Source organism: Paracoccus sp. SSJ (assembly GCF_030234105.1).
GTDB classification, from domain to species: Bacteria; Pseudomonadota; Alphaproteobacteria; order Rhodobacterales; family Rhodobacteraceae; genus Paracoccus; species Paracoccus denitrificans.
The window spans coordinates 94,378-118,893 of sequence record NZ_JASSPE010000010.1; the positions used below are offsets into that span (position 1 = coordinate 94,378).

General features: G+C 67.3%; 27 protein-coding genes and 2 tRNA genes. 15 read left to right on the forward strand and 14 right to left on the reverse strand.

The genetic code is table 11. The features are described 5' to 3' along the window. Positions 1 to 216: 216 nt before the first annotated feature. On the reverse strand, positions 217 to 1,140 hold the full coding sequence (gene trhO / locus QPR87_RS12840) for an oxygen-dependent tRNA uridine(34) hydroxylase TrhO (RefSeq protein WP_285049820.1): 924 nt from the start codon (positions 1,138 to 1,140) through the stop codon (positions 217 to 219). Between the two features lie 99 nt (positions 1,141 to 1,239). Between trhO and pncA the strand changes: the two genes are divergently transcribed. Together pncA and pncB are read left to right on the forward strand one after the other, a co-directional pair. Next, positions 1,240 to 1,836 carry a bifunctional nicotinamidase/pyrazinamidase gene (gene pncA, locus QPR87_RS12845; protein WP_011747191.1) on the forward strand — a complete coding sequence of 199 codons (597 nt, stop codon included), beginning with the start codon at positions 1,240 to 1,242 and terminating at the stop codon, positions 1,834 to 1,836. Beyond that, positions 1,833 to 3,143, forward strand: coding sequence for a nicotinate phosphoribosyltransferase (gene pncB, locus QPR87_RS12850; RefSeq protein WP_285049780.1), 1,311 nt, complete (start codon positions 1,833 to 1,835; stop codon positions 3,141 to 3,143). The genes pncA and pncB overlap by 4 nt, the downstream gene beginning before the upstream one ends. Before the next feature lie 169 nt (positions 3,144 to 3,312). Here the strand turns inward: pncB and QPR87_RS12855 are convergent, their stop codons facing one another. Next, entirely contained in the window at positions 3,313 to 4,983 is a 1,671-nt protein-coding gene (locus tag QPR87_RS12855; protein ID WP_285049781.1) for an NAD+ synthase, read from the reverse strand. 131 nt (positions 4,984 to 5,114) lie between these two features. On the opposite strand from QPR87_RS12855, the gene QPR87_RS12860 reads away from it, so the two are divergent. Further along, on the forward strand, positions 5,115 to 6,581 hold the full coding sequence (locus QPR87_RS12860) for a 2-isopropylmalate synthase (protein ID WP_104491350.1): 1,467 nt from the start codon (positions 5,115 to 5,117) through the stop codon (positions 6,579 to 6,581). Between the two features lie 106 nt (positions 6,582 to 6,687). On the opposite strand, the gene gpt is transcribed toward QPR87_RS12860, so the two are convergent. The 3 genes from gpt to fabI are packed head-to-tail and all read right to left on the reverse strand — an operon-like array spanning position 6,688 to position 8,634. After that, positions 6,688 to 7,185: a xanthine phosphoribosyltransferase gene (gene gpt, locus QPR87_RS12865; RefSeq protein WP_011747195.1), complete on the reverse strand. Its 498-nt coding sequence runs from the start codon at positions 7,183 to 7,185 to the stop codon at positions 6,688 to 6,690. A gap of 9 nt (positions 7,186 to 7,194) precedes the next feature. Next, positions 7,195 to 7,797 carry a LysE family translocator gene (locus QPR87_RS12870; protein WP_104491351.1) on the reverse strand — a complete coding sequence of 201 codons (603 nt, stop codon included), beginning with the start codon at positions 7,795 to 7,797 and terminating at the stop codon, positions 7,195 to 7,197. Between the two features lie 9 nt (positions 7,798 to 7,806). Beyond that, positions 7,807 to 8,634 (reverse strand): enoyl-ACP reductase FabI, encoded by an 828-nt coding sequence (gene fabI / locus QPR87_RS12875; RefSeq protein WP_011747197.1) that lies wholly within the window; start codon positions 8,632 to 8,634, stop codon positions 7,807 to 7,809. Between the two features lie 83 nt (positions 8,635 to 8,717). On the opposite strand from fabI, the gene pdxH reads away from it, so the two are divergent. The 5 genes from pdxH (at position 8,718) to QPR87_RS12900 (ending at position 11,129) form a co-directional block, all read left to right on the forward strand. Beyond that, positions 8,718 to 9,380, forward strand: a complete 663-nt coding sequence (pdxH, locus tag QPR87_RS12880) for a pyridoxamine 5'-phosphate oxidase (RefSeq protein ID WP_285049786.1) — start codon at positions 8,718 to 8,720, stop codon at positions 9,378 to 9,380. Between the two features lie 130 nt (positions 9,381 to 9,510). Continuing rightward, positions 9,511 to 10,104, forward strand: a complete 594-nt coding sequence (locus tag QPR87_RS12885) for a cold-shock protein (RefSeq protein WP_285049788.1) — start codon at positions 9,511 to 9,513, stop codon at positions 10,102 to 10,104. Next, positions 10,101 to 10,595 (forward strand): DUF192 domain-containing protein, encoded by a 495-nt coding sequence (locus QPR87_RS12890; RefSeq protein WP_011747200.1) that lies wholly within the window; start codon positions 10,101 to 10,103, stop codon positions 10,593 to 10,595. The genes QPR87_RS12885 and QPR87_RS12890 overlap by 4 nt, the downstream gene beginning before the upstream one ends. 76 nt (positions 10,596 to 10,671) lie before the next feature. Further along, positions 10,672 to 10,748: transfer RNA gene (locus QPR87_RS12895), tRNA-Pro, on the forward strand. Positions 10,749 to 10,928: 180 nt separating this feature from the next. Further along, entirely contained in the window at positions 10,929 to 11,129 is a 201-nt protein-coding gene (locus QPR87_RS12900) for a hypothetical protein (protein WP_104491355.1), read from the forward strand. Here QPR87_RS12900 and QPR87_RS12905 read toward each other — a convergent pair. Further along, positions 11,126 to 11,323 carry a hypothetical protein gene (locus QPR87_RS12905; RefSeq protein ID WP_041530092.1) on the reverse strand — a complete coding sequence of 66 codons (198 nt, stop codon included), beginning with the start codon at positions 11,321 to 11,323 and terminating at the stop codon, positions 11,126 to 11,128. The genes QPR87_RS12900 and QPR87_RS12905 overlap by 4 nt on opposite strands. A gap of 172 nt (positions 11,324 to 11,495) precedes the next feature. Between QPR87_RS12905 and QPR87_RS12910 the strand changes: the two genes are divergently transcribed. Continuing rightward, the gene (locus QPR87_RS12910; RefSeq protein WP_011747201.1) at positions 11,496 to 12,752 is read left to right on the forward strand and encodes an aspartate kinase; all 1,257 of its coding nucleotides are present in this window, start codon (positions 11,496 to 11,498) and stop codon (positions 12,750 to 12,752) included. Between the two features lie 31 nt (positions 12,753 to 12,783). Further along, complete coding sequence (gene ptsP, locus QPR87_RS12915; protein WP_230998699.1) at positions 12,784 to 15,027, forward strand: phosphoenolpyruvate--protein phosphotransferase; 2,244 nt, start codon at positions 12,784 to 12,786, stop codon at positions 15,025 to 15,027. Between the two features lie 28 nt (positions 15,028 to 15,055). Here the strand turns inward: ptsP and QPR87_RS12920 are convergent, their stop codons facing one another. From QPR87_RS12920 to QPR87_RS12955, 8 genes are all read right to left on the reverse strand, one after another. Continuing rightward, positions 15,056 to 15,829 carry an ABC transporter ATP-binding protein gene (locus tag QPR87_RS12920; RefSeq protein WP_285049794.1) on the reverse strand — a complete coding sequence of 258 codons (774 nt, stop codon included), beginning with the start codon at positions 15,827 to 15,829 and terminating at the stop codon, positions 15,056 to 15,058. After that, positions 15,817 to 16,809 (reverse strand): FecCD family ABC transporter permease, encoded by a 993-nt coding sequence (locus QPR87_RS12925; protein WP_502921614.1) that lies wholly within the window; start codon positions 16,807 to 16,809, stop codon positions 15,817 to 15,819. Before QPR87_RS12925 ends, QPR87_RS12920 begins: the two co-directional genes overlap by 13 nt. Beyond that, a complete protein-coding gene (locus tag QPR87_RS12930; protein ID WP_285049796.1) occupies positions 16,802 to 17,833 on the reverse strand; it encodes an iron ABC transporter substrate-binding protein in 1,032 nt (343 codons plus the stop codon). The genes QPR87_RS12925 and QPR87_RS12930 overlap by 8 nt, the downstream gene beginning before the upstream one ends. Continuing rightward, positions 17,830 to 18,291 (reverse strand): tRNA (N6-threonylcarbamoyladenosine(37)-N6)-methyltransferase TrmO, encoded by a 462-nt coding sequence (gene tsaA, locus QPR87_RS12935; protein WP_285049798.1) that lies wholly within the window; start codon positions 18,289 to 18,291, stop codon positions 17,830 to 17,832. The genes QPR87_RS12930 and tsaA overlap by 4 nt, the downstream gene beginning before the upstream one ends. Beyond that, positions 18,284 to 18,418, reverse strand: a complete 135-nt coding sequence (locus tag QPR87_RS12940; RefSeq protein ID WP_285049800.1) for a hypothetical protein — start codon at positions 18,416 to 18,418, stop codon at positions 18,284 to 18,286. The genes tsaA and QPR87_RS12940 overlap by 8 nt, the downstream gene beginning before the upstream one ends. A 24-nt stretch (positions 18,419 to 18,442) precedes the next feature. Beyond that, positions 18,443 to 18,958 carry a DUF2478 domain-containing protein gene (locus QPR87_RS12945; protein WP_230998704.1) on the reverse strand — a complete coding sequence of 172 codons (516 nt, stop codon included), beginning with the start codon at positions 18,956 to 18,958 and terminating at the stop codon, positions 18,443 to 18,445. Between the two features lie 555 nt (positions 18,959 to 19,513). Beyond that, positions 19,514 to 19,590 (reverse strand) — tRNA-Arg (locus tag QPR87_RS12950). Between the two features lie 84 nt (positions 19,591 to 19,674). After that, entirely contained in the window at positions 19,675 to 21,111 is a 1,437-nt protein-coding gene (locus QPR87_RS12955; protein WP_011747210.1) for an ATP-binding protein, read from the reverse strand. Between the two features lie 238 nt (positions 21,112 to 21,349). Here QPR87_RS12955 and rpmH point away from each other — a divergent pair, with 238 nt between their 5' ends. The 5 genes from rpmH to QPR87_RS12980 are packed head-to-tail and all read left to right on the forward strand — an operon-like array spanning position 21,350 to position 24,482. Next, a complete protein-coding gene (rpmH, locus tag QPR87_RS12960) occupies positions 21,350 to 21,487 on the forward strand; it encodes a 50S ribosomal protein L34 (RefSeq protein ID WP_011747211.1) in 138 nt (45 codons plus the stop codon). 32 nt (positions 21,488 to 21,519) lie between these two features. Further along, positions 21,520 to 21,966, forward strand: coding sequence for a ribonuclease P protein component (rnpA, locus tag QPR87_RS12965; RefSeq protein ID WP_041529782.1), 447 nt, complete (start codon positions 21,520 to 21,522; stop codon positions 21,964 to 21,966). Then, complete coding sequence (gene yidD / locus QPR87_RS12970) at positions 21,963 to 22,205, forward strand: membrane protein insertion efficiency factor YidD (protein WP_011747213.1); 243 nt, start codon at positions 21,963 to 21,965, stop codon at positions 22,203 to 22,205. Before rnpA ends, yidD begins: the two co-directional genes overlap by 4 nt. A 51-nt stretch (positions 22,206 to 22,256) precedes the next feature. After that, a complete protein-coding gene (ttcA, locus tag QPR87_RS12975; protein WP_104491360.1) occupies positions 22,257 to 23,150 on the forward strand; it encodes a tRNA 2-thiocytidine(32) synthetase TtcA in 894 nt (297 codons plus the stop codon). A 60-nt stretch (positions 23,151 to 23,210) separates the two neighbouring features. After that, positions 23,211 to 24,482, forward strand: a complete 1,272-nt coding sequence (locus tag QPR87_RS12980) for an EAL domain-containing protein (protein ID WP_285049805.1) — start codon at positions 23,211 to 23,213, stop codon at positions 24,480 to 24,482. Positions 24,483 to 24,516: the final 34 nt, after the last annotated feature.

Genomic DNA, 24,516 nt, shown 5'->3' on the forward strand with positions numbered 1-24,516 from the left:
GTTCTCCATTTAACTCGGACCGCCTGCCTACCACCCGGGCCCCGGATTGGAAGGCTTTGCGGCGCCGCGGCACGGACAAGTGACGGGCCGTTAGCCGAGCAGGCGAAGGGCCGGGGGAAAAGCCTGCCGATACAGGGGGTTCGGACTCAAGCCGGCGTGATGGGGCGTGATGCGTGATCCGAGATATTCTGCAAGGGACTGAAAGGGATCGATATTTCAGCCTGCCGTCTCGTTGGCTTCATCATCGGCGACAGTCCCGACGAAGCACTCGCCCCGCTCGGCCTGACGCTGGCGCTCCCGGAAACGGGCGCGGTCGGCCTCGGTATATTCGCCGGCGCAGCGGTGGCAGCAAACGCCGGGCTCATATTCCGGGCGGGCGCGATCCTCGGGCGCCAGTGGGCGGCGGCAGGCATGGCAAAGCTCGTGGCGGCCCTGCCGCAGCCCGTGGCCAAGGCTCACCCGCTTGTCGAAGACGAAGCATTCGCCGCGCCAGAGGCTTTCCTCCTCGGGCACTTCCTCGAGGTATTTCAGGATGCCGCCCTTGAGGTGAAAGACCTCGGGCACGCCCTCTCCCAGCAGGAAGTTCGTCGATTTCTCGCAGCGGATGCCGCCGGTGCAGAACATGGCGATACGCTTGTTGTGGAAACGATGCGCATTCTCGCGCCACCAGGCGGGAAAGTCTCGAAAGCTGCGCGTGCCCGGATCGACGGCGCCGGCGAAGGTGCCGATCTCGACCTCGTAATCGTTGCGCGTGTCGATCACCGCCACGTCGGGGTCGCTGATCAGCGCGTTCCAGTCCTGCGGCGTGACATAGCGGCCGACGGCGGCGGTGGGGTCCACGTCGGGCTGGCCCATGGTCACGATCTCGCGCTTCAGGCGGACCTTCATGCGGCCGAAGGGCATGGTCTCGGCGGTGCTTTCCTTCCATTCCAGCCCCGCGCAGCCGGGCAGGGCGCGGACATGGGCCAGCACCGCGTCGATGCCTGCGCGCGTGCCGGCGATGGTGCCGTTGATCCCCTCGCGTGCCAGAAGCAAGGTGCCCCTGACCCCGTTCGTGCAGGCGCATCTGGCCAGCGGCGCCTTCAGCGCCTCGGGGTCGGGAAAGCGGGTGAAATGGTAAAGCGCGGCGACGATCAGCATGGGCTGGCCATAGCGCCGCGCGGGGGTGCAATCAAGTTGCCGCATTGACGCCCCCGCCGCCTGCGCCTACCAATTTTCCTGGGAAACAGGAGAGGCGCGATGGCCAAGGCCCTGATCGTCATCGACATGCAACTGGATTTCTGCCCGGGCGGGCGGCTTGCCGTGGCCGGCGGGGACGAGATCGTCGCCGCGATCAACGACCTGATGGCGGATTTCGACGCCGTGGTGCTGACGCAGGACTGGCACCCCCACGACCATGCCAGCTTTGCCGACAACCATCCCGGCGCGGCGGCATTTTCGGTCGTGGACATGCCCTACGGGCCGCAGGTGCTCTGGCCCGCGCATTGCGTGATCGGGACCGATGGCGCGGGCTTTCACCCGACGCTGGCCGCCGATTGCGCCGATCTGGTGATCCGCAAGGGTTTTCGTCCGCATATCGACAGCTATTCCGCGTTTTTCGAGAACGATCACCGCACCCCCACCGGCCTTGCCGGATACTTGCGCGACCGCGGCATGGACGACCTGACCTTTGTCGGGCTGGCGCATGATTTCTGCGTCGCCTGGTCGGCCATCGATGCGGCGAAGCTGGGTTTCCGCGCCACCGTGATCGAGGACGCCACCCGCGCCATCGACCTGAACGGCTCGCGCGAGGCGGCGCGCGAGGACATGCGCAAGGCGGGGGTGACACTGGCATGATGATCCCGACGGTCGATATCGCCACCCGCGTCTATAACCACAAATGGAAGATCGACCCGATCGTCCGCTCGCTGATCGACGACGATTTCTACAAGCTGCTGATGTGCCAGTCGGTGTTCCGCAACCGGCCCGACACGCAGGTCACCTTCAGCCTGATCAACCGCAGCAGTCGCATCCGCCTGGCCGAGCTGATCGACGAAGGCGAGCTGCGCGAACAGCTGGACCATGCGCGCGGCCTGTCGCTGACGCGGGGCGAAAGCACCTGGCTCCGCGGCAATACCTTCTACGGCAAGCGGCAGATGTTCCGCCCGGACTTCATGGAGTTCCTCGAGAACCTGCGCCTGCCGGCCTATCACCTGGAAAAGCGCGACGGCCAGTATGAGCTGGTCTTCGAGGGCAAATGGCCCGAAGTCATGCTGTGGGAGATCCCGGCGCTGGCGATCATCATGGAACTGCGCTCGCGCGCCGTCCTCAAGGACATGGGCCGGTTCGAGCTGCAGGTGCTCTATGCCCGCGCCATGGCCCGGCTTTGGGAAAAGATCGAGGAATTGCGCAAGCTCGGCCCCGACCTGCGCATCGCCGATTTCGGCACGCGGCGGCGGCACAGCTTCCTGTGGCAGGACTGGTGCGTTCAGGCCATGGTCGAGGGGCTGGGCGACCAGCGCTTCATCGGCACCTCGAACTGCCTGATCGCCATGCGCCGCGACATCGAGGCCATCGGCACCAATGCCCATGAACTGCCCATGGTCTATGCCGCGCTGGCCGACAGTGACGCCGAACTGCGCCAGGCGCCCTATCGCGTGCTTGCCGACTGGCACGAGGAGCATGACGGGATGCTGCGCATCATCCTGCCCGACACCTATGGCACCAAGGGATTCCTGGACCATGCGCCCGACTGGCTGGCAGGCTGGACCGGCATCCGCGTCGACAGCGGCGACCCGGCCGAGGGCGCCGAGACGGCGATCCGCTGGTGGCAGGAGCGCGGCGAGGACCCGCGCAACAAGCTGATCATCTTTTCGGACGGTCTGGACGTGGACAAGATCAAGGACCTGTTCCACCGCTTCCACGGTCGGGCCAAGGTCAGTTTCGGCTGGGGCACGCTGCTGACCAACGATTTTCGCGGGCTGGTGCCGGGCGACGGGCTGGCGCCGTTTTCGCTGGTCTGCAAGGCGGTGGCGGCCGAGGGACGGCCGACCGTCAAGCTTTCCGACAATCCCGAGAAGGCCACCGGCCCCCAGGACGAGATCGAGCGCTACAAGCGCGTCTTCGACGTCGGCCAGCAGCAGCGCATGGCGGTGGTGGTCTGATCCGCCGGCTCGGTCGGCGCCTTGTCGCTGCCGGCGCATACTGCTTGCCGGAGGCGGCGGACGGCCGTCGAACGAGATCGGCCGCCGTCATGCGGCAAGACCTGGCTGATCGCGCATCAGCGGTGGCTGCCCCCGGGTTCGGCGGCCAGGGCAGGGCGGTCGCGTCGCGCTAGAGCCGGTCGCGCCAGCGGTTGACCAGCGGATAGCGGCGGTCCAGCCAGAAAGCCTTGGTCGAGATGCGCGGCCCCGGCGCGGCCTGGTAACGCTTCCATTCGCTGCCATAAAGCAGGGTCTCGACCTTCTTGACCGTCTCGGGCTCGAAGCCCTGCGCGACCAGATCCTTGAGCGCCAGGTCCTTTTCGACCAGCCCCTCCAGGATCGCGTCCAGCACCTCATAGGGCGGCAGGCTGTCCTGGTCCTTCTGGTTCGGGCGCAGCTCGGCCGAGGGGGGCTTCGAGATGATCTGCGGCGGGATCACCTCGCCCGCGCGGCCCAGCATCCAGTCGCGGTGGTTTTCATTGCGCCAGCGGCAGGTCTGAAAGACGCGGGTCTTGTAGAGATCCTTGATCGGGTTGTAGCCGCCGGCCATGTCGCCATAGATCGTGGCATAGCCGACCGCGACCTCGGACTTGTTGCCGGTGGTCAGCAGCAGCTCGCCGAACTTGTTCGACAGCGCCATCAGCATCACGCCGCGCAGGCGGGACTGGATGTTTTCCTCGGTCGCGTCGGGCTGGGTGCCCGCCATAAGATGCGCCAGGGCATCGCCCACCGCGTCGCGGGCGCCCTCGATATGCACGGTGTCCAGCCGCGTGCCCAGCCGTCCCGCGCAATCGGCGGCATCGTCCAGGCTGGCTTGCGAGGTGTATTCGCTGGGCAGCATGACGCAGCGCACGTTCTCGGGGCCGACGGCGTCGCTGGCGATGGTTGCGACCAGCGCCGAGTCGATGCCGCCCGACAGCCCCAGCACCACCTTGCGGAACCCCGACTTGCGCATGTAGTCGCGCAGGCCCAGCGTCATGGCGCGGTAGTCCTGTTCCCATTCGTCGGGCTGGTGGTCCATCCGGCCCGGAGCCGCGCGCCAACCCTGCGGCGTGCGGGTGAAATCGACATGGGCCAGCATTTCGTCGAAGGGGGCAAGCTGCATGACCTTGACCACGCCGCCATCCTCGCCCGGGTTCAGCACGAAGCTTGCCCCGTCATAGATCTGGTCGTCCTGCCCGCCGACCGAGTTCAGGTAGATCAGCGGCAGGCCGGTCTCGACCACGCGGGCGACCATGTGCCCCATGCGCAGGTCCAGCTTGTTGCGATGGTAGGGGCTGCCGTTCGGGACCAGCAGGATCTCGGCCCCGGTCTCGGCCAGGGTTTCGCAGACCTCGGGCCACCAGGCGTCCTCGCAGATCGGGCTGCCGATGCGCAGCCCGTCCAGGCTGTAGGGCCCCGAGATCGGCCCGACATTGAACAGCCGCCATTCGTCGAACAGCTGCTTGTGCGGCAATTCGTGTTTGAGCACCCGCGCCGCCACCCTGCCGCCGTTGAGAATCCAGTAGGCGTTGTAGAGCCGGTCCTCTTCGGCATAGGGGCCGCCGATGCCGATGGCGGGGCCGTCGGCGCAGTCCCGCGCCAGGTCGACGATATGGGCCATGGCTTCCTGCGTGAAGCCGGGTTTCAGCACCAGGTCCTGGGTCTGGTAGCCGGTGATGAACATCTCGGGCAGGGCCAGCAGGTTGGCGCCGGCCTCGCGTGCCTTGGCCCATGCCTCGCGCGCCATGGCGGCATTGCCGGGCAAATCGCCCACGGTCGGGTTCAACTGTCCAAGGGTGATGCGGAACGTGTCGGTCATGGCGTTTCCTTACCGGATCTTGCCCCCGTTGATAGGCGAGGGCGCGGCAAAGGAAAAGTCGGGCTTTGCGCCGGCGCACCCCTTGGGATAAACCGATGGCAAAAGCAGCAACGAGGCGGAGTGCAGCACCCATGAAGGCAGCCCTTGTCGCCTGCGCGGTGATCCTTGCCGGCGCGGGCATGGCCGGCGCGCAGGCGGTCATCACCAAGCAATACGACGACGGCGGCGTCTACGAGGGCACCTTCCGCAACGGCAAGCAGCATGGCCGCGGCACATACCGGCTGCCCTCGGGCTACGAATATACCGGCGATTGGGTCGAGGGAGAGATCCTGGGCCAGGGCACGGCGAAATTTCCCAACGGGTCGGTCTATGAGGGGGCCTTTGCCAAGGGCAAGCCGCATGGCAAGGGCAAGATCACCTATGCCGATGGCGGCAGTTACGAGGGCGACTGGCTGGACGGCCAGATCACCGGCCAGGGCGTGGCGCATTACGCCAACGGCTCGGTCTACGAGGGCGGCTTCGTCAACGCGTTGCACGACGGCAAGGGCGTGCTGACCCAACCCAACGGCTATCGCTATGAGGGCGACTGGAAGGCGGGGGTCAAGGAGGGCGTCGGCAAGATCACCTATCCCGACGGAGCCAGCTACGAAGGCGAGATGCGGGCGAACCAGCGCTCGGGGCAGGGCAAGCTGACCATGTCGGATGGGCTGAACTACGAGGGCGGCTGGTCGGCCGGGCAGATGGCCGGGCAGGGCAAGCTGGTCCAGCCCTCGGGCGACAGCTACGAGGGACGCTTCGCCAATGGCAAGCGCGAGGGCAAGGGCATCGCCACCTATGCCAACGGCGACCGCTACGAGGGCGATTTCCGTGCCGACAAGCGGTGGGGGGTGGGCACCTTCACCGGCACCGACGGCTATGTCTATACCGGCGACTGGGCCGAGGGCCGCATGGAAGGGCTGGGCCGCATCACCTATCCCGACGGCTCGGTCTATGAGGGTGCGCTGAAAAACGACCTGCCGGACGGGCGTGGCCTGATCACCTACCCGGACGGCGCGAGCTATGACGGCGAATGGATTGCCGGCGTGATCGAGGGGCAGGGCGTGGCCAAATACGCCAACGGCCTAGTCTATGAGGGCGGCTTCAAGCGCGGCCGCAACGAGGGGCAGGGCCGCATGACCTATCCCGACGGCTATGTCTATAACGGCGCCTGGCGCGACGGGCAGCGGCATGGCCAGGGGCAGGCGACCTATCCCGACGGCACGACCTATGACGGCTCCTTCGTGGACGGGCTGCGCCATGGCAAGGGGCGGCTGATCGCGCCGGACGGCTTCCGCTACGAGGGTAGCTGGAAAGAGGGCGAGATCGATGGCGAGGGCGTCGCGACCTATGCCAACGGTGACGTCTATACCGGGCATTTCACCGCTGGAAAGCGGCAGGGCGCCGGGGTGATGCGCTATGCCACCGGCCAGGTCGCCTCGGGCGAGTGGGAGGACAACCGGCTGGCCGCCCCCTCGGGCGACAGCCAGGAGCCGGAGGACGGCGCCACGCCCGAAGGGGTGGTGCCGGACGAACCCTCGCAGGAGCCGGCGGCGCAGTAGGAGGCTTTGCGGGGCGTGCGGGCCGACATGCCTGCCGCTCAGGCAGGCATAGGCGGCTGCCTCGCCCCGCGCCGGATTTCCCCGCGACCGCCGTGCGTCCCCGGGCTCAGTCCTCGCCGCGATAGGGCTGGACGTATTGCAGCGCCATGTCCCAGGGGAAGAAGATCCAGGTGTCCTGGCTGACCTCGGTCACATAGGTTTCGACCATCGGCCGGCCCTTGGGCTTGGCATAGACGGTGGCGAAATGCGCCTTGGGATACATGGTGCGCACATGTTCCAGCGTGCGGCCCGAATCGACCAGGTCGTCCACCACCAGAATGCCGTCGCCGTCCAGCATCACTGCCGGGTCGGGGGCCTTCAGAACCGTGACCGCGCCGCGTTCCTGCCCGCCCTTGCCGCGATAGGACTTGACCGAGATCGTGTCGATCACGCGCACGTCAAGCTCGCGCGCGACGATCATCGCCGGCACCAGCCCGCCCCGCGTGATGGCCAGGATCGCGCGCCACGGGCGATCCTCGAGCCGCCAGGCCAGGGCGCGGGCGTCGCGGTGCAGCTGGTCCCAGCTGATGTGGAATCCGCGTTCATGGGGCAGGCGATCGTTCATGCTGGCTCCTTAGTGGTTGACGATCAACAGCAGGCCCAGCAACGCCATGGCGACGCTGGCGGCCCGGTCGATCCAGAACTTTGCGGCAAAATAGCGCGTGCGCATCATGGCTGTCGACATCAGAACGGCGACCAGCGCATACCAGAACAGCTCGGTCCCCAGGCAGATGCCATAGATCAGCGCCTGCCGCGCGATCGCCATCGGCTCGGGAAAGACCGACAGGATCAGCGCGGCATAGAACAGCGCGGGCTTGGGATTGGACAGGTTCAGCACGATCCCGCCCCAATAGCCCTTGGAGACGCCGCCTGCCGCCTTGGGCAGCGGTTGGGTCGAGGCACGCCACAGCGTCCAGGCGAACCACAGCAGGTAGAAGCCGCCAAAGACCTTCAACCCCGCGAACAGCGCGGGATGCAGCCGGAACAGCACCGCCAGCCCCGCCAGCGCGAAAAGGCACCACAGCGAAGCGCCCGAGGCCAGCCCCAGCGCATAGGGCAGGGCGCGGCTGCGGCCATGGGCAAAGGCGGTCTGCACGGTGGCGATGATCGCCGGGCCGGGGGTCAGGATCGCCAGCGACAGCGCCGAGACAAGCGCGATGACCTGTTCGGCGCTCATCGCGGGGGATCAGTCCTTTTTCGCCGTGGCGATGTCGGGTGCGTCCACCGCCTTCATGCCGACGATGTGATAGCCGGAATCGACGTGATGGGTTTCGCCCGTCACGCCAGAGCCCAGGTCGGACAGCAGATAGACCGCCGACTTGCCGACATCGTCGATGGTGACGTTGCGGCGCAGGGGCGAGTTCAGCTCGTTCCATTTCAGGATATAGCGGAAATCGCCGATGCCGCTGGCGGCCAGGGTCTTGATCGGCCCGGCCGAGATGGCGTTGACGCGGATGCCGTCCTTGCCGAAATCCTCGGCCAGATAGCGCACGGACGCCTCGAGCGCGGCCTTGGCCACGCCCATGACGTTGTAATGCGGCATCACCCGCTCGGCCCCGTAATAGGTCAGGGTCAGCATCGAGCCGCCGTTCTGCATCATCGCGGCGGCGCGGCGCGCCACGGCGGTGAAGGAATAGACCGAGATGTCCATGGTCATCAGGAAGTTGTCGCGCGTGGTTTCCGCATAGCGGCCGCGCAGCTGTTCCTTGTCGGAAAAGCCGATGGCGTGGACGATGAAGTCCAGGCTGTCCCAGCGTTCCGCGATGGTCGAGAACAGCCCGTCGATGGATGCCTCGTCCGAGACGTCGCATTCGGCCAGCAGGTCCGAACCGATCTGGGCGGCCAGCGGCTCGACCCGGCGCTTGAGCGCCTCGCCCTGATAGGAAAAGGCCAACTCGGCGCCTTGCTCGGCCAATGCCCTGGCAATGCCCCAGGCGATGGACTTGTCGTTCGCCAGACCCATGATGAGGCCGCGGCGACCCTTCATCAGCCCATTCCCGCCGTCACTTGACATGCTACTGTCCTTCGCGCTTCTTCGGTTTTCAGCAGGATTAGGACAACTGCAAGGAGGCATCAAGTGTCGGCAAGCAGGCAGCCATGAGCGATCGTGGCGGAATTTTCGCGGGCGACGACCCTTTCGCCATCGCGCGCAGCTGGCTGGCCGAGGCCGAGAGGACCGAGCCGAACGACGCCAACGCCATGGCGCTGGCCACCGTCGATGCGGACGGCCTGCCAGATGCGCGCATGGTGCTCTTGAAGGATATCGAGGGCGGTGCGGCGGACGGTTCCTTTGTCTTCTACACCAATTACGAAAGTGCCAAGGGGGTCGAGATCGAGGCCACCGGCGTCGCCGCCTTCGTCATGCACTGGAAATCCCTGCGCCGGCAGATTCGCGTGCGCGGCCATGTCACCCGGGTCGAGCCGGAGCTGGCCGATGCCTATTACGCCTCGCGTCCCTTGCAATCGCAGATCGGCGCCTGGGCTTCGCGGCAGAGCCGGCCCTTGGCCAGCCGCGGTGCGCTGATGGCCGAAGTTGCGCGGCTGGGAATCAGCCTTGGGTTGAATCCTTCGCGTCCGCCGCATTGGGGCGGCTATCGAATTCATCCGGTCCAGATCGAGTTCTGGGCTGATGGCGCCTTCCGCCTGCATGACCGCTTTCGCTGGACAAAATCCAGTTATCAGGGCGAAAACAGTGCCTTGCGGGATGAGGGGCAGGAAGTTCCGCAAAGTTTATGGCAAGTCTGCCGTCTTAGCCCTTGATGCGGGTTCGGGATTTATCCATGGTATGGAAAACCTGACCAATTCGGCTCCACCTTCGTTCAGTCCAGATCGAAGGATCTGGAACCGGAGTTTCGGGTTGTTTCTGGTTTCAAACGGGTGACAGGACGACATGGAAGAAGACGACGGGCAACAGCGCAAGATTGCGGGCGTCGTGAAATGGTTCGATGGCAGCAAGGGCTTCGGTTTCCTGACCGATCCCGATGGAGGCGCCGACATTCTGCTGCACGCCAACGTGCTGAGGAATTTCGGTCAGAGCTCGGTTGCCGAGGGCTCTCATGTCATTACCATCATTCAGAAGACGCCGCGCGGCATGCAGGCGGTCGAGGTGCTGGAGATCACGCCCCCGGCCAGCGAGCCGATGCCGGCCATCGCCGATCTGTGCTCGGCCACGCCGGAAGAGATCGCGCAGCTGCCGCTGCTGCCGGCACGGGTGAAATGGTTCGACAAGGCCAAGGGATTCGGCTTTGCCAACATCTTTGCCGACAAGGCCGACGTGTTCCTGCACGTCGAGGTGCTGCGCCATTCGGGCTTTGCCGACCTGGCCGTGGGCGAGGCCATCGCGCTGCGGGTGGTCGATGGGCGGCGGGGGATGATGGCCGCGCAAATCCTTTCCTGGGAAAGAGCCGCGATCGAGGCGCGGCAGTCGCAACCGGGGGGAGCGGCCGCGCTCGCTAAACTGCGGCTGGTCGCGGGCGCGGTATGAAGTTGCGGGCCGCAACGGTTTTTCTAGCTCTTCTTGCCTACAATCCATCCCTGGCCCTTGCGGCCACATGCCATCCCGATCGGGCGCTGTTCCAAGGCAGGGGCGCGCCCGTCGAAGTCTCGGTCGAGATTGCCGATTCCGGCAAGGAACGCGCGCGGGGCCTGATGTTCCGCCGCGACCTGCCGCCGGGGCAGGGCATGCTGTTCATCTACGAATCGCCGCAGCCAATCAGTTTCTGGATGCGCAACACGCTGATCCCGCTCGACATGATCTTCATCGACGCGCGCGGCGAGGTGCGTCACGTCCATCCCATGGCGCAGCCGCTGGACGAGACCGAGATTCCCGGCGCCGCGCCCGGCGATCCTGAACCCGAGCGCCTGATGGTGCTGGAGGTGCCGGGGGGCGACGCGGCGCGGCTAGGCATCCGCCCCGGCATGGTGCTGTCGCATCCGCGCCTGCCGCAGGACGGCGCGCTGGCGCCCTGCGACTGAGGCGGCGCGTCGGAACGAACGGCGTCAGTTTTCCCTTTCCCCCCGCGCGGTCTGCCGCTAGACAGCGCGACAGGTCCGGGGCGTAGCGCAGCCTGGTAGCGCGACGGTTTTGGGTACCGTAGGCCGGAGGTTCGAATCCTCTCGCCCCGACCACTTTCCTTTCCGCAGCGTGCTTTGGGACCCACGGGCCGCCCGTTTCCGGGTCCGCCTGCCGAAAAAGCCAGCGTGACTTTGCTGCATCACAGCCGCTTCATATCGGGATGGGCGCCCAGCTGTTTCCCGGGCGTCACATTCGTCTGATCGAAGGTGTTTTGATGAGTAGGTGAGGTTCTCATGAACGCTTGGTGGAGCGCGTCCGTCTGCATCAACCGGACGCTTGGGGGACAGCAATCCGAGCCGCTTTGCTCGCGCGTCTATCGGCAGCCGCCGTCGCCCTGGCGCAGCGCCTTCATGGTGCTGATGGACCGCGTCTTTTCCGAAACGGCCCATTGCGAGAACATCCATAGCCGCTGGCGCGACCGCAGCGGCGCCTAGGTCTTGGCGGCCAGGCGCCGCTCCAGTTCCTCCAGCGCGGCGATGGTGGCGTCATAGCTGTTGCCGGCCTTGGGAAAGCGCGCCTTGCGGCCGCGATAGAAGGCCAGCCATTTCGGCAGCTCGTCCAGGGGATAGGTGGCCGACCAGATCGTTCCGGTCAGGGTAAAGGTGGATTCGTCATGCGTCACTTTCATGACCGTCCTTTTGCGGCCCGGCGCGTGTCGTATCAAGATCCCGCCCGCCCCGGCGGCGGCGCAGGCAAAATAATGCACTGTAAAGTTCGGGAATTGCCTGCCGCCCCTTGTTCTTTTTCCGTCCCGACCCTAGAAGGCGCCCCGGAAAACTGGTGATGCTGGGGGCAAGGGAATGCCGCTTCTGGTGATGAAATTCGGCGGCACCTCGGTTGCCGACCTGGACCGCATCAAGAACGCAGCGCTGAAGGTTCAGCGCGAAGTCGAGCGTGGCTACGACGTGATCGTCATCGTCAGCGCCATGTCGGGCAAGACGAACGAGCTGGTCGGCTGGGTCGAGGCGACCTCGCCGCTGTTCGACGCCCGCGAATACGACGCCGTCGTCGCCTCGGGCGAGAACATCACCGCCGGGCTGATGGCGCTGACCCTGCAGGAGCTGGGCGTGCCCGCGCGCAGCTGGCAGGGCTGGCAGGTGCCGATCAACACCACCTCGCAGCATTCTGCGGCGCGGTTCGTCAGCATCCCGCGCGACAATATCGACCAGAAATTCGCCGAGGGCATGCGGGTCGCCGTGGTCGCGGGCTTCCAGGGCCTCGGCTCGGACAACCGCATCACCACGCTGGGCCGCGGCGGTTCGGACACCACCGCCGTCGCCTTCGCCGCCGCCTTCGGGGCCGAGCGTTGCGACATCTATACCGATGTGGACGGGGTCTATACCACCGATCCGCGCATCACCTCGAAAGCGCGCAAGCTGAAGAAGATCGCCTTCGAGGAGATGCTGGAACTCGCCAGCCTGGGGGCCAAGGTGCTCCAGACCCGCTCGGTCGAGCTGGCGATGCGCTACAAGGTCCGCCTGCGGGTGCTGTCCTCGTTCGAGGAAACCGACGAGAACAGCGGCACCCTGGTCTGCGATGAGGATGAAATCATGGAATCGAAAGTCGTCAACGGCGTCGCCTATTCCCGCGAAGAGGCCAAGATCACCCTGGTCACCGTCGAGGACCGCCCCGGCATCTCGGCCGCGATCTTCGCGCCGCTGGCCGAGGCCGGCGTGAACGTGGACATGATCGTGCAGAACATCTCGGAAAAGGATTACGAGGATCACCCCGGCTCGGTGACCGACATGACCTTTTCCTGCCCGGTGAACCAGGTGGCCCGCGCCCGCAAGGCGATGGAGGATGCCAAGGCCGCCGGCCATATCGCCTATGACGACCTGGTCGTGGACACCGAGGTCGCCAAGGTCTCGGTCGTGGGCATCGGCATGCGCAGCCATGCCGGGGTCGCCGCGCGCATGTTCAAGGCACTGGCCGATGAAAACATCAACATCAAGGTGATCTCCACCAGCGAGATCAAGATTTCGGTGCTGATCGACCGCAAGTATATGGAACTGGCGGTTCAGGCGCTGCATGATGCCTTCGAACTGGAAAAGCCCTGAATCCGGGCCGATAGGCTGAAGCGGGAGGATTATGCCCGAACGCAAGGAAAGCGACTCGCGCAAGCTGCTGCTGCGGCTGCGCGAAACCTTGGCCGCCCCCGGGGGCGGCCAGGACCGTCTGGACCAGATCACCCATCACATCGCCGATTCGATGGGGACCGAGGTCTGCTCGATCTATCTTTTCCGCGATCCCGACACGCTTGAGTTGTGCGCGACCGAGGGGCTGAAGCCCGAATCGGTGCACAAGACCCGGCTGCGCCTGGGCGAGGGGCTGGTCGGCCGCGTCGCCCGCACCGGGCGGCATGTGAACACCGCCAACGCCCCCGCCGAGCCCGGTTTCCGCTACATGCCCGAGACCGGCGAGGAGGTTTATTCCAGCTATCTCGGCGTGCCGATCCAGCGCGTCGGCGAAAAGCTCGGCGTGCTGGTGGTGCAGTCCCGCGACGCCCGCCAGTTCAGCGAGGACGAGGTCTATGGCCTGGAAGTCGTCGCCATGGTGCTGGCCGAGATGGCCGAGCTGGGCGCCTTTCTGGGCACCCAGGCCGACAGCCTGCCGCATCTCCACCGCTTTCCGGTCATGCTGCGCGGCGGCACCGGGCAGGAGGGCTGCGCCGAGGGCCGCGTCTGGCTGCACGAGCCGCGCGTCGTGGTCACGAACCCGGTCGCCGACGATCCGCTGAAGGAAAAGGCCCGGCTGAACGAGGCCGTGGCCATGCTGCGCACCACGGTCGATTCGATGCTGGCCGCCACCGACATGGGGGCGGGCGATTCGGCCGAGGTCATGGAAACCTATCGCATGTTCGCCCATTCCCGCAGCTGGCTGCGCCGGATGGAAGAGGCGATCGATCTGGGCCTGTCCGCCGAAGCCGCAGTCGAGAAAGAGCAAAGCCAGGCCCGCGCCCGGCTGGAAAGCGCCGCCGATCCCTATCTGCGCGACCGGCTGCACGACCTGGACGACCTGTCGAATCGGCTTTTGCGCATCCTGACCGGGCAGGGTCGCGACACTGGCGCCGAGATGCCCGACGATCCGATCCTGGTCGCCCGCAACATCGGCCCGGCCGAGCTGCTGGATTACGGCCGGCGCCTGAAGGGCGTGGTGCTGGAAGAGGGCTCGGTCGGCAGCCATGCTGCCATCGTGGCCCGGGCGCTGGCGATCCCGCTGGTGATCCATGCCGAGCGCATCACCTCCGAGGCGCTGAACGGCGATCCGATCCTGGTGGACGGCGACATGGGCGTGGTGCATCTGCGCCCCGAGGAAACGGTCGCCAAGGCGTTTCGCGACAAGATGGCCATGCAGGCCGAGGCGCAGAAACGCTACGCCGGGCTGCGCGACCTGCCTGCCACCGCCAAATGCGGCGCGACGGTCCAGCTTTACATGAATGCGGGACTGATGGCCGACCTGCCCAGCCTGGAAAGCTCGGGCGCCGAAGGGGTGGGGCTGTTCCGCACCGAGCTGCAATTCCTGACCCGGACCCGTGTGCCGCGCCGGGGCGAGCTGGCGGCGCTTTACGCCTATGTCCTGGACAACGCCCATGGCAAGCCGGTGATGTTCCGCACGCTGGACATCGGCTCGGACAAGGTGCTGCCCTACATGAAGCCGCAGGACGAGCCGAACCCGGCCATGGGCTGGCGGGCGATCCGCGTGGGGCTGGACAAGCGCGGCGTGCTGCGGATGCAGCTGCAGGCGCTGATCCGCGCCGCGGTCGGGCGGCCGCTGCATGTGATGTTCCCCTTCATCACCGAGATGGGCGAGTTCGAAGAGGCGCACAAGCTGCTGATGGAGCAACTGGCGCGCGAACAGCGGCTGGGTCATGCGATGCCCTCGGACATCCGGGTCGGCGCGATGCTCGAGACGCCCTCGCTGGCCTTTGCGCCGAAGAAGTTCTTCGAGATGTGCGATTTCATCTCGGTCGGCGGCAACGACCTGAAGCAGTTCTTCTTTGCTGCCGACCGCGAGAACGAGCGGGTGCGGCGGCGCTATGACACGCTGAACACTTCGTTCATCTCTCTGCTGGACCAGATCGTGCAGCGCTGCGACGAGGCGCGGGTGCCGGTGTCGTTCTGCGGCGAGGATGCCGGCCGGCCTATCGAGGCGGTGACGCTGGCGGCGCTTGGCTTCCGGCGACTGTCGATGCGTCCGGCCTCGATCGGGCCGGTCAAGCACCTGATCCGGCGGGTCGACCTGAGCGAGTTGAGGCGGCTGATCGACGATGCCCGCGCCCTGGGCGAGACGAACCTGCGCCGCAGCATCACCGACTGGCTGGCGCGGCAGTGACCGACCGGCGGGCCGCCTGCGGGGCCTGTCAGGAAAAGCGCAGGCGCCCGTCCGAGCCTTGCTCGCGCCGGACCCTGATGCCGTAAAGCCGGGTCAGGTTCCCGGCGGTCATGGTTTCGTCGACGGGACCGCAGGCGATCACGCCGTGGCGATTCATCAGCAGGGCGTCGTCGCCAAGCGCGGCCGCCTGGTCGGGGTCGTGGCTGGACAGGATCACGCCGATGCCCGCGCGTGCCAGCCCCCGGACCGCCCGGCCCACCCGGATCCGGTTGGCGAAATCAAGGCTTGCCGTCGGCTCGTCCATGACGATGGCGCCGGCATCCTGCGCCAGCGCGCGGGCGATCAACACAAGCTGGCGCTGGCCGCCCGACAGCCGCGTCACCTCGGAATGCGCGAGATCGGCGATGCCGAGCGTATCCAGCGCCGCCATGGCCCGCTCGGCCTCGGCCTTGCCGGGACGGTCGAAGGGCCCCAGGCCGGCGGCCGCACCCATCAGCACGATGTCGAGCGCGCTGAAGGCGAAGGGCGTGGCCAGCGCCTGCGGCACATGCGCCAGGTGGCGGGCGATCCGGGCGCGCGTCAGCCGGGCCAGCGGCCGGCCGTCCAGCGCGATCTCGCCCGCGATGGGCGGGATCAGGCCCAGCAGGGTGCGGAACAGCGTCGTCTTGCCGGCGCCGTTCGGACCCAGAAGGCACAGCACCCGCCCCGCATCGAGGCGCAGCTCGATACCTGCGATCAGTGCCCTGCCGCGATGGCCGACGGCAAGGCCGTGGGCCTCGATCAGCGGGGTCACTCGCTCCATGGCCTTGCCCCGCGTGCCAGCAGCCAGACGAAGACCGGAGCATCCAAGACCGCCGTCAGGATGCCCAGCGGCACTTCCAGCGTCGCGATGCTGCGGGCGGCGGTGTCGACCAGCACCATGAAGCCCGCGCCGATCAGGATGGCGGCGGGCAGCAGCCGGTCGAAGCGCGGCCCGGTGAGCAGCCGTGCCATATGCGGCACCATCAGCCCGATCCAGCCGATCACCCCGGCCAGCGCCACCGCTGCCGCCGTCATCAGCGTGGCGCAGGCGATGACCAGCAGCCGCAGGCGCGTCGCATCGATGCCCATGGCCCGGGCCTCGTCATCGCCCATGGCCAGCAGCCCGATCCGCCAGCGCAGGGCCAGCAGCGGTGCGGCGCCGATCAGCAGCGCGGGAAGCGCAGCCGCCAGATCGGGGCGCTTCACGCCGGCAAGGCTGCCCATCAGCCAAAAGGTGATCGCGGGCAATTGCTGCTCGGGGTCCGCCAGCAGCTTGACCAGCGAAATGCCGGCTCCCGCCAGGGCCCCGATGGCGATGCCGCACAGCACCATGACCAGCACCTGTCCGGTGCCCCGCAGCGCCAGGGTCAGGCCCAGGACCAGCCCCACCGTGGCCAGCCCCATGGCAAAACCCAGAAGCTGGATCGCCATCACCGGCAGGCCCAGCAGCAGGCCCAGCACCGCGCCGAAGCCCGCGCCCGCGGACACGCCCAGAATATCCGGCGAGACGAGCGGGTTGCGGAACGTGGTCTGATAGGCCGCCCCGGCCGCCGCCAGCGCTGCGCCGACCATGGCGGCGGCCATCACCCGCGGCAGGCGGATGTTCCACAGCACCGTGACCGCCTGCGCATCCGACCTGTCGCCGGACAGAACCGCCAGAATCCGGCCGGGCGACAGGGCGAAGGGCCCGATCGCCGCCGCAGCCATCATCGCCACGACGAGCCCCAGCGCCAGCATCCCGGTCAGGCGCCGGTCACTCACCCAGCAGGCCCGTCAGCGCAGCCTCGTCGGGGCGCATGCCATAGAAGAGGTCGTAGAAATCGGCGATCTCGGCGCGCAGGTCGCCCGTTGCGGCGGCGGGGTAAAGCTTGTGCGACAGCCAGACCAAGCCCGCCAGCCGGTTGACCGAGGGCGGCGCGTCGATGAAGCCGAAGGGCGCCGCGGGCGCCAGGTAGACCCGGCCGTTCGCCACCGCCGGGATGCCCTGCCATTCCGGCGTCCGCCCGACATTGGCGGCGAAATCCCGGTGGATGGTGATGATGACCTCGGGTGCCCAGGCCTGGACCTGTTCGGGCGACACGGTGGCAAGGCCGCGGGTTTCGGCCTCGGCCAGGTTGCGGGCGCCGACCCGCTCGATGATCTCGGCATTGATCGAGCCCCTGGCAGGGGTCTCCAGCCCTTCGGGGCCGCGCGCCAGATAGACAGTCGGGCGGTCCTGCTGCGGTATCCCGGCCAGAAGGGCGTCGAGATCGGCAAGGGTTCCTTCGGCATAGGCCGCCAGTTCCTCGCCGCGCCCGGGCACGCCGAGGATGCCGGCCATCTCTCGGATCCCCTGCGGCATATGCGCGAAGCTGCCGTCGATCAGGGCATAGGGCAGGCCCAACTGGTCCTGGATGCGGGCGGCAAGGTCGATATAGGTGTCGTTGACGGTTCCGTAATCGACGATCAGGTCGGGGCCGGAGGACAGCAGGACCTCGAGGTTCAGCGTATCGCCCCTGCCGGTCAACCGGCCCAGCTCGGGCAGGCCGGCCGCGTCGGGGCGCAGGAAGGGCAGCGCCTCGGGCTTGGGGGCGCTGACCCAGCCGACCATCGCCTCGGGCTTCAGGGCATAGAGCAGCACCGCAGCCGGGGGGCCGGCGGCAAAGACCCGCGCCGGATCGGTGGGGATCTGCATCGTGCGACCCGTGGCATCGGTGACGGTCCGTCCTTCGAAGGCCGGTGCGGGCAGGGCGAAGGCCGCCGCCAGCAAGGCGCCGACAAGAAGGCGGCGGGAAAGCGGCATCATGGCACGGCTCCGAATTCGGCCTTGATGTCGATCAGTGGCGTGCCGTCCAGGCAGTCGAGCCCGCGCACGGTCAGCACCGGCCCTTCGACGGCCAGAAGCCGCACGATGGACGAGGCGACCGGATTGGGCCGCACGGGCGAGCGCAGGGCGAAAGTCCCCGTCGCGCGGTCGCCGTAATTGGGGTTTTGCAACACCAGGTCGCGCCGCGCCTGATCCATCCAATAGAGGATCTGCAGGTGGCCGTGTTTCGCGATGCCCGAAAGGCCCGGGGTCCAGGGTTCGAAGACCTCGATCCGGCAGGCGGGGCCGTTGTCCGGGTCGCCCCGGCGCGGGCATTCGCCGCGCCTGGTCCATGGCGTATGGATGCGGCCGATGAACCAGAGCTGCGCGTCGAAGCGCTCCGGCATCGGCACGGCCAGCTCATGCGGCCGGATGGGATCGGCGCAGGTCTCAGCCATCCGTCCCGACCATCACGTCGGACGCCTCGATCACCGCCGAGGCGCGGGTGCCGGCCGTCCGTCCAGGTTCGGCCCCGGCGATCTCGATCACGGTGCCGGGCAGGATCTTTCTGGCGCTGAGCTTCATGGCGATGACCTCGGGATCTGGTGTTCAGGCGGTCGCGGGGTGTGAGCAGGCGTCCCGCAGCCATGCGAAGACCCGTTCTTCATCGGCAGGCAGCGGCTGGGCCTGTCCATCCGAGAAGGCAAGGAAGGCATCGAGCCATGCCGGCGAGACGCCGACCAGCACCGGGATCCCCCGCGCGCAGGCGTCGCCGATGGCGGTGACGAGACCGCGCCCGGCGGCCTCCTGCTTGCCGAACTTGTTGACGACCAGTCCCTGCGCCCCGGGCAGCCGTTCGTGGACGACCAGCACCGCCTGCTCCAGCGCGCCGGCATCCAGACGGCAGCCGGTGACGCCCGGTTGCAGCGGAAAGCTGATGTCGTGCCGCGCCCCGTCGGGCAGCAGGGCAAGGACGATATGGCATTTTTCCTGTGCGAGATCCGGGTCGACCGGCTGCACCGTCCCCGCAAGCCCGATCCCCGCGCGCGCCGCCCGCTCGGCCACGCCGGTCAGCACCGCGTCGGTCCTGCGCTCGTCGTCCGAGCAGACATATCGGATATCCATGCCTATTCCTCCCTGGCCCTGCGGTTGGCCTGCCTGACGATGTGCATGATGAAGCATATCGTGTCCCGATGACAAGGGGGCGGAATTGTCGCGGGGTTGCCGAAAGCCTCTGCGCCCGGGCGAGCATTCCCGATCCGCTGTGCCCCGATCCTGGCACGCCAGCACCTCGTATCACGGGGTATTCCCGCGGCTGGACCGACGGGCGACCTGACCGTTTCGTCCTGGGACGCTGCCTCCTTGTGCACATCGGACAATGACAATGCGATCCTGCCCGACGATTCGTCGTAGAACGCTTATGCTTGGGTGGACGGCGCCATGTTTTTCAATCCTGCTCGGTGTGGTCTTCGCCGTGAGGATATGCCTTGGCCTCAACCTCACAATTCATGCGACAGGTTTGGTCCCATCCGGCTGGCGGTCGGCGGCGTGCCCGGGACGGGTTGCGATACGTCGCAACCACATACTCCAAGCCGCAATTCGGCCTTTTCGGAGCATGCCTGCACATGCCGGCGCCCGCATGGGGCGGCGTAGAAACGATAATAGTGTCTGGATGTTAAATGGCGGACCCGGAGCGATTCGAACGCCCGACCCCCAGATTCGTAGTCTGGTGCTCTATCCAGCTGAGCTACGGGTCCGCTGTGAGGCGGTGATTTAGAGTGAGCGCCGGGGGGGCGCAAGGCCAAAATGAGCTTCGGCGGAAACTTTTTCTGACATCGGCGTCAGCGCTGGCCTGCCGCAGCCTCTACCTGCGCGGCAAGCCCGGCCAGTTCGCGCGGCAGGTGCAGGATGAACTGCGTGCCTTCCTCGTCGCTGCGCAAAAGCTCCAGCCGGCCGCCGTGATTGCGCACCAGGTCCGCCGCGATGGCAAGGCCAAGCCCGGTGCCGCCCTTGCGCGAGCCGCCCGAGAAGGGCTGGAACAGGAAATCCCGCGCCTTTTGGGGCAGGCCGGGGCCGGTATCGCCGATGCGGATCCACCATTCCTGCTCGTCCTCGCCGGCGCCGATCTCGATGGTGCCGGGCCGGCGCGTGGCCTCGATGGCCTGCCGCGCATTGCGTACCAGGTTCGACAGCACCCGGAACAGCTGGTCGCGGTCGGCGCGGATCATCAGGCTGGGCGGGATGTCGGTCAGGAACTCGATGGGCTCGGCCCCGTCCGGCCGGTCGGAGGCCAGCGCCTCGCCCTCGGTCACCTCGGTCACCAAGGCCGAGAGGTTGAAGCGCGACAGGGCCGGCGCCGGCTCTTCGGCCTTGCCGAAGGCCAGCGTCGTCTCGCACAGGTTCACCGCGCGGCTGATCGAATTCACCAGCTTGGGCGCGGCGCGGCGCACGGCGGGGTCGGCGCTGGTCTCCAGCCGGTCGGCAAAGATCTGCGCCGTGGTCAGGATGTTGCGCAGGTCGTGGCTGATGCGGGCCACCGCCTGGCCCAGCTGCGCCAGCCGGTCCTTTTGCTTCAGCGCCGAGGTGACGGTGCGCTGCATGGCGGCCAGCGCCGTCTCGGCCTCGTTCAGTTCGGTCAGCCGCGCGTTGGGGGTGATGATCGAGCGCGCGTCCTCGGGCGCATTGGCATAGGCGGTCATGTGGCTGATGACGCGCCGGATCGGCACCAGCAGCAGCCGCTGCGCCGCCAGGTTCAGAAGCAGCGCGGTCAGGACCGAGAAGGCGGCCGAGATCAGCAACAGCCGCAGGCCGTAATCGATCATCTCGGTGCGCAGCCGCTCGGTGTCGGTGGTGATCTCGATCAGTTGGCCGGCCTGGTTCACCGGCGCGCCGATCACCCGGATCACCCGGTTCTGCGGATCGGCCAACTGCGCCATGCCGTCGCGGATCGAGGTCCAGAACGGCTGGTCGCGCAGGTCGTAGGTGGCCGCGATCGGCCCGGGAATGGGCGAGGACAGCACAAGCTGGCGCACGTCGTTGCGCCGCAGGACGACGTTGAAGACGCCGGCATTCTCCAGCAGTTCCGATTCCAGGTCCGCGGCCAGTGATTCGTCCGTCGCCAGCAGCGCAAGGCTGGCGATCTGCGCCCGCTCCAGCCGCGATTCCAGGAAATCCAACCGATAGTTCGCGATCGAGGGCAGCAGGATCAGCAATTCGGCCAGGAGCACGAAAATGCCCGTGATCACCGCGAATCGGCCCGATAAGCTATTCAGGGGCATGGTGAGCTTTGCTATTCCCTTCGTCTCGGCGCCGTTGCTTCACATAGTGGCTGACATTACGCAGTTCAAACCTGCGTGACATGGTCCCGGTTCCCCGGAACCCGCAACTGTGGCGAAATCCGTTCTATGTGGTTGACTTGGTCTGCGGGGGCGACTATCCAGCGGGCCTCGAATGACCGGCGCGTCTTGCGTGGGCCGATGGCCCATACCCTGGCACGCCCTGACCCGGAGTTGAAAGATGTCGAAACGCACCTACCAGCCGTCGAACCTGGTTCGCGCCCGCCGCCACGGCTTTCGCGCACGCATGGCGACCAAGGGCGGCCGCCGGGTGATCAACGCCCGCCGCGCCAAGGGCCGCAAGACCCTCAGCGCGTAAGCCCTCGCGCCGCAGGGCGTGGGCTTGCCGTGATGGACAGCGCCACCAGAACCGCCGCCGCTGACCGGACCGTCGCAGATGCGATTCCGGACAGGGCGGCTTCTGACGTTTCGGGGATGCGACTGGAAACCCTGCGCAAGCGGGCGGATTTCCTGCGCGCGGCCTCGGCCCGCCGGCAGGGCATGCCGGGCTTTCTGCTCCAGGCCCGTCGCCGGCCCGAGGGCGAGGCGGGGCAGGCGATCCGCGTCGGCTTCACCTGTTCGAAGAAGCTGGGCAATGCCGTGACGCGCAACCGCGCCAAGCGCCGGCTGCGTGCCTTGGCGCGCGAAGTCATGCCGGGCGTGGCGCGGCCGGGCTGGGATTATGTGCTGGTCGGGCGCCCCGGCGCCACGGTCGAGCGCGGCTTCGCCGAGTTGCGGGCCGATCTTGCCGCCGCACTGGCGCGGGTGCACGGATCATCGCGCGAGGCCGGGAAATGAGCCCCTTCGCGCATCTTTTGGCGCTGCCGGTGCGGGCCTATCGGCTGGTGGCCAGCCCTTGGGTCGGGCATGGCTGCCGTTTCCAGCCGACCTGTTCGGCCTATGCGCTCGAGGCGCTGGAACGGCATGGTGCGGCCAAGGGCGGCTGGCTGGCGGCGCGGCGGGTCTGCCGTTGCCATCCCTGGGGCGGGCATGGCTTCGACCCCGTGCCGGGGAGCGAGGCGCCGCGGCAGGACTGACGCGGCGCTTTCATGCTAATCAGGGCGCCAAGGCGCGATAAGGATCGACAGATGCGGGACGAGACCGGCGAGACCCAGGATCTTGAAGCGGAGGAGATCCATCCGCTGTTTCACGGCGCCCCCGGCTCGACCGAGTTTCGCAAGCTGCGCAAGCGCCTGGTGCGCGAGACCCGCGCCGCGATCGAAACCTATGACATGATCCGCCCCGGCGACCGCTGGCTGGTCTGCCTGTCGGGCGGCAAGGACAGCTATACGCTGCTTGCCGTGTTGCACGAGCTGAAATGGCGCGGGCTCCTGCCGGTCGAATTGCTGGCCTGCAATCTCGACCAGGGCCAGCCGGGCTTTCCGGCGACCGTCCTGCCGGAGTTCCTGACCCAGCGGCAGGTGCCGCACCGCATCGAATACCAGGACACCTATTCCATCGTGAAGGAAAAGGTGCCCGAGGGCCGGACCTATTGCAGCCTGTGCTCGCGCCTGCGCCGGGGCAATCTCTACCGCATCGCCCGCGAAGAGGGGTGCCAGGCCGTGGTGCTGGGCCATCACCGCGACGACATCCTGGAAACCTTCTTCATGAACCTGTTCCATGGCGGCAGGCTGGCCTCGATGCCGCCGAAGCTGTTGAACGAAGAGGGCGACCTGAACGTGCTGCGCCCGCTGGCCTTCGTGGCCGAGGCCGATTGCGACCGTTTCGCCCGCGCGATGAACTATCCGGTGATTCCCTGCGACCTGTGCGGCAGTCAGGAAGGGTTGCAGCGCATGCAGGTCAAGAGGCTGCTGGACGAATGGGAATCGCGCAGCCCCGGCCGGCGTCAGGTGATGTTCCGGGCGCTGATGAACGTGCGCCCCTCGCATCTGCCGGACCCCAAGCTGTTCGACTTCACCGCGCTCATGCCGGATATGTCGGATTTTAGGGAAAAAGACGTCCCGATCCTGCGCGAACATTAACGGAACGAAAAGCTTCGCCGGTCTAGCCTGCGATCCGTGGAACAAGATTCGGATCAGGCAATGGCTTACGGAATCGCGGCGGCCGCGTCACGGCTGGCAAGGCTTGTCAGGGGCGAGGGGGCGACACGGGGCAAGGTCCGGCTTGCGCTGGTCCTGCGGGTCGAGAATGTCGAGGTGCTGCGCGACAGTATCGGCCCGGCGCTGCTGGAGCAGATGCTGGACCGTCTCCTGTTGCGACTGGTGGCGGAGTTGCGGCTGTTGCCCCAAGGATGCAGCCGCGGCTGTGGTGAAATCCTGGGCCTTCTTGCCTTCGGGGGCCGTCAGGCGGTGCCTGGGCTTCTGGCGCGTTTGCAGGCCATCTGCGCGGACGGGATCGACCTGCCTGGGCTGCGCATCCGCCCACTGGTGAATGCGGCGATTGTCGGCGACGAAACCGGCGGGCAGGGGGCGGCGGCGCTTTACGCCCATGGCCGGCTGGCCTTGCAGGGGTCCGGCCCGCTTTCGCCCGTGGGGCAAGTCCGCTATGTCGAAACGGGGCGGCAGGCCGAGCCGCCAGCCTTGGCGCTCGACCGCGTCGGACTGCTGTTCCAGCCCCAGCTTTGCTGCGATACGGGCCAGGTGGCGGCGCTGCGCGTTCTGCCCCGGATATGGCTGGACGGCGGCGACAGTTGCGGGTTGGCCGAACTTGAGCCGCGGCTCGATGACGGGACGTTGGGACAGGTCGTCGCCGATGTGCTGCGCCAAGCTTTTGCCGGCCTCAGGGGCTGGGACCGCCTGGGCAGGCCGGTGCCGCTGCTGTCCCTGCCGTTGTCCGACAGGGTGCTGGGGGACGCCTCCATCGCAGATATGATCCTGTGGGAGCTGGACCGGAACGACCTCGCCCCGCAGCGGTTGGAAATCGAGGTGAGCGAGCCGATCGGCCGCAGCGGCGGCCGCATGCCGGTGACCGCCAGCTTACGGCGGCTGAGGGCTGCAGGCTGCGCCATCGCCCTGGGCGACTTCGGCACCGGCAGCGCCGGGCTGGACGATCTGCGCCGCTTCGGCATCGGCCGGGTGCGGATCGGGCGCGGGTTCGTTTCCGGCTGCGACCGGCATGCGGACCAGCAACGCATGATCCTGGCCATTCTCGCGCTGGCGGACCACCTGGGCCTTGCCACCCTGGCCGATGGGGTGGCGACGCAAGAAGAGAATGCCTTCCTGGCCCAGATCGGCTTCAACGCGGTGCAGGGGCCGGCCGTGGTGCCGCCGCTGGAGGCTGCGGCGCTCGACGGCTTCCTGCTGGATCGCGACCAGTCGCTGCCCGCGCCCTTCGACCTGCGTCGCAAGGCGTGAAGGCCGGGAAAGATCCGGCATGGGACGCGGTGCT

Bases quoted from the DNA above. Each gene is read 5' to 3' on its own strand.
- rnpA (WP_041529782.1), top strand. From the start codon at position 21,520: ATGGACAGCGCCACCAGAACCGCCGCCGCTGACCGGACCGTCGCAGAT.
- pdxH (WP_285049786.1), top strand. From the start codon at position 8,718: ATGAGCGATCGTGGCGGAATTTTCGCGGGCGACGACCCTTTCGCCATC.
- QPR87_RS12885 (WP_285049788.1), top strand. From the start codon at position 9,511: ATGGAAGAAGACGACGGGCAACAGCGCAAGATTGCGGGCGTCGTGAAA.
- trhO (WP_285049820.1), bottom strand. From the start codon at position 1,140: ATGCTGATCGTCGCCGCGCTTTACCATTTCACCCGCTTTCCCGACCCC.
- ptsP (WP_230998699.1), top strand. From the start codon at position 12,784: ATGCCCGAACGCAAGGAAAGCGACTCGCGCAAGCTGCTGCTGCGGCTG.
- QPR87_RS12980 (WP_285049805.1), top strand. From the start codon at position 23,211: ATGGCTTACGGAATCGCGGCGGCCGCGTCACGGCTGGCAAGGCTTGTC.
- QPR87_RS12920 (WP_285049794.1), bottom strand. From the start codon at position 15,829: ATGGAGCGAGTGACCCCGCTGATCGAGGCCCACGGCCTTGCCGTCGGC.
- QPR87_RS12910 (WP_011747201.1), top strand. From the start codon at position 11,496: ATGCCGCTTCTGGTGATGAAATTCGGCGGCACCTCGGTTGCCGACCTG.
- QPR87_RS12940 (WP_285049800.1), bottom strand. From the start codon at position 18,418: ATGAAGCTCAGCGCCAGAAAGATCCTGCCCGGCACCGTGATCGAGATC.
- QPR87_RS12955 (WP_011747210.1), bottom strand. From the start codon at position 21,111: ATGCCCCTGAATAGCTTATCGGGCCGATTCGCGGTGATCACGGGCATT.
- tsaA (WP_285049798.1), bottom strand. From the start codon at position 18,291: ATGGCTGAGACCTGCGCCGATCCCATCCGGCCGCATGAGCTGGCCGTG.
- pncA (WP_011747191.1), top strand. From the start codon at position 1,240: ATGGCCAAGGCCCTGATCGTCATCGACATGCAACTGGATTTCTGCCCG.
- QPR87_RS12930 (WP_285049796.1), bottom strand. From the start codon at position 17,833: ATGATGCCGCTTTCCCGCCGCCTTCTTGTCGGCGCCTTGCTGGCGGCG.
- QPR87_RS12860 (WP_104491350.1), top strand. From the start codon at position 5,115: ATGAAGGCAGCCCTTGTCGCCTGCGCGGTGATCCTTGCCGGCGCGGGC.
- rpmH (WP_011747211.1), top strand. From the start codon at position 21,350: ATGTCGAAACGCACCTACCAGCCGTCGAACCTGGTTCGCGCCCGCCGC.
- ttcA (WP_104491360.1), top strand. From the start codon at position 22,257: ATGCGGGACGAGACCGGCGAGACCCAGGATCTTGAAGCGGAGGAGATC.
- QPR87_RS12890 (WP_011747200.1), top strand. From the start codon at position 10,101: ATGAAGTTGCGGGCCGCAACGGTTTTTCTAGCTCTTCTTGCCTACAAT.
- yidD (WP_011747213.1), top strand. From the start codon at position 21,963: ATGAGCCCCTTCGCGCATCTTTTGGCGCTGCCGGTGCGGGCCTATCGG.
- fabI (WP_011747197.1), bottom strand. From the start codon at position 8,634: ATGTCAAGTGACGGCGGGAATGGGCTGATGAAGGGTCGCCGCGGCCTC.
- pncB (WP_285049780.1), top strand. From the start codon at position 1,833: ATGATGATCCCGACGGTCGATATCGCCACCCGCGTCTATAACCACAAA.
- QPR87_RS12870 (WP_104491351.1), bottom strand. From the start codon at position 7,797: ATGAGCGCCGAACAGGTCATCGCGCTTGTCTCGGCGCTGTCGCTGGCG.
- QPR87_RS12900 (WP_104491355.1), top strand. From the start codon at position 10,929: ATGAACGCTTGGTGGAGCGCGTCCGTCTGCATCAACCGGACGCTTGGG.
- QPR87_RS12855 (WP_285049781.1), bottom strand. From the start codon at position 4,983: ATGACCGACACGTTCCGCATCACCCTTGGACAGTTGAACCCGACCGTG.
- gpt (WP_011747195.1), bottom strand. From the start codon at position 7,185: ATGAACGATCGCCTGCCCCATGAACGCGGATTCCACATCAGCTGGGAC.
- QPR87_RS12905 (WP_041530092.1), bottom strand. From the start codon at position 11,323: ATGAAAGTGACGCATGACGAATCCACCTTTACCCTGACCGGAACGATC.
- QPR87_RS12945 (WP_230998704.1), bottom strand. From the start codon at position 18,958: ATGGATATCCGATATGTCTGCTCGGACGACGAGCGCAGGACCGACGCG.